The sequence below is a fragment of the Chitinivorax tropicus genome, assembly GCF_014202905.1.
GTDB lineage: Bacteria > Pseudomonadota > Gammaproteobacteria > Burkholderiales > SCOH01 > Chitinivorax > Chitinivorax tropicus.
In genome coordinates this window covers 1-2,253 of record NZ_JACHHY010000069.1, presented here as the reverse complement: position 1 = coordinate 2,253, position 2,253 = coordinate 1, and the positions used below count along the sequence as shown (strand labels likewise).

Below are 2,253 nucleotides of genomic sequence, written 5' to 3'. Positions count from 1 at the left end.
GATTAATGGAAAAGACATCCTTGTGCAGGTTGTAAACCAGAGCCTGACAGCGGCTGAGCGGGATGCGATACTGGCGGCGGGGAAGGGGCCGAGGGTTGGGGGGAGTGAGGTAGTTCCAAACAATGCAGGCTCAAGCTTTGCCAATGAGGCGAATCTAATTGGCCATTTTAATAAGCACGGAGGCGAGTTCAAGTCTATTGGCGTATCGACCGCAGAAGATTATTTGCAAGTTGGCAGAGATATTATGGAGAACGGGCATCAGGTCCAATATTTCTATGAGCCTGCCAATCAAGTTAGGACTGGATATGTTTCGTTCATCCGCAACTCCAAAAAGACAGGTGAATCTTTGTTTGGGTTCGTTGGGACGAATGCGGATGGGTTTATAACCACTATTCACACGAAGCCACGAACGGAGCTGTTTGACCTACTTGGCGACTCGGCACAGGCCAAATTGAAGGCGTTCCGTACAGATACTCTTGGTCCAAATCCAAAGGTCGGCTTTCGGTGGCCTTATGAAGAACCCAAGAATTAAGGGGGGGGGATGGCTGAGGTAACAAAAAACTTAGTTTATTTAGAGGCTCTTGGCGAAATTGTCGAAGAAGAGATCGTTATAAGCTGTGGCAACACGCTTATAACTTGTTTTGCAGGCAACCACCCCTCTGGAATCAAGGTGGGGGAGAGTTATAGTGTAAAGCTAAGCCTTGTCGTTTTTGACGACTATGAAGTCGAGGAACTGGGATCGGATGCGCCAGAAAATATTGAAAAGCTGGCAAACGGACTTGCATATAAGATCACTGGTAGGGTTTCTGGCGGGTTCTTGTACTCAAAGGGGGTGGTCTTTGAGAACAGCGCTCTCGAATCTGAGTATGCCTACCTTGACGGGGAAATGATTGCCATAAGTGCGGATCGGATTGGAGTTAAATTCCTGCCTAACTCTAAATGAATTCATGCTGAAGCATGAACGAGGCTGGTGCCAGATCGATCCACGCCAGCTTTTTACTGTCCACGCTGTTCTACCTTGTTCCCGGGTTGTTTGCAACCGCCCAGTTCTACCATCTGGCACCCCTCTGGTCTAAGAACCTGTTTATGGTCTCGGAGCCCCGCCAGATGTGAGAAACTCCGGAGGTGAGGAAAAACTACCCAAGTGACATCAGTCACGAACAATTTGACGCCATCTACCCGCTGCTGGACAGTGCACGCAAGAAGACCTGCCCTCGGCGAGTGGATTTGTATGAAGTGTTTTGCGCCGTACTCTACCTTCCGAGTATTTACATCTACGGAAATTCAGAAGAAGTTGAACGCTGGTGACGCACAAATCTATTTCATTCCAGGACACCCATGATGACTCACTTTCTAGCCACGGTTGAATTCGACGAACGCCGCTCGCTTCCCGATTTGTCGGCTGACTTGGCGCGAGTTTTTGGGATACGTCTAACTAAAGATGACGCCGGTCGATTCGATGAGGTACCGGCTTACGTCGGGAATGTTGATGAAGTTCAAGTCACGTTGTTTGGGCCAACCGAAGACCAAGAAGAGCGAGAGTGTGTTCTTGAGGTATCGTACAGATCATCTCTTCTCGCGAGCCAGGCCCAAGCCGCTACAACGGCTTTACTACAGCCAGTATTTGATCGGACAGTGGTGGATTCGACAGGGCACATTAACTGCTCCGCACAACTGGCAAACCTTCTAGTGGCGCACGGATTTGATGATTGCAAGCCCATTCGCTAATCGAACTAAATCAAGGCCGTAAGGCGTAATTCCGTTGTTCCAAACAGAGTAGGTACGCTTGAATTATCGAATCCGAATGTTCTGTTTAGCTCTGCGGCTGCTGACTTGGCTGGTGTTGAGAGGGCATCTCCCGAACTCATGCGGATCATCTAGCAGCGCCGTGAAGTGAAAGGACAACAGATCGCCTTGCAAGCCAGCGGCGACCTCAAACTGGAAGGCCAGGCCCGACAAGACATCCTGCGTAGCAAAAGCCGCACGGGGCCGGTAGAACGGCGACCTGATCGGCTACCAGAACAGCCACCTGAGCGCAGGGCAGACCCTGAGCCTGAAGAGCGGCGGCGACACTACCTTATCGGGCGCAGTGGCCAAAGGGCAACGCATCGAAGCCGACATTGGCGGCAACCTGACCCTGCAAAGCCTGCAAGACCGCGACGACTACCGCAACCAACAGCTCAGTGGTGGCATCAGCGGCGCAGTCGCCATCTACGGCAGCGGGGGCGGCATGAGCGCCAACGTGCAATTTGC

2 protein-coding genes and 2 pseudogenes are annotated in these 2,253 nt (G+C 51.5%); all 4 read left to right on the top strand.

The annotated features are described in order from the left end of the window. A pseudogene (locus tag HNQ59_RS19270) lies at positions 1-532 on the top strand (hypothetical protein); the annotation flags it as partial. Positions 533-541: 9 nt separating this feature from the next. Then, the gene (locus HNQ59_RS19265) at positions 542-943 is read left to right on the top strand and encodes a hypothetical protein (protein ID WP_184042011.1); all 402 of its coding nucleotides are present in this window, start codon (positions 542-544) and stop codon (positions 941-943) included. Between the two features lie 182 nt (positions 944-1,125). Then, positions 1,126-1,260: pseudogene (locus HNQ59_RS19260) on the top strand (transposase); the annotation flags it as partial. A gap of 745 nt (positions 1,261-2,005) precedes the next feature. After that, positions 2,006-2,253 (top strand): hemagglutinin repeat-containing protein (locus HNQ59_RS20030; protein WP_184042012.1); only part of this gene is annotated, 248 nt, incomplete at its 3' end.

What these genes read in the sequence shown, in the direction of transcription:
- HNQ59_RS19265 (WP_184042011.1), top strand. Translation starts at nt 542, where the DNA reads ATGGCTGAGGTAACAAAAAACTTAGTTTATTTAGAGGCTCTTGGCGAA.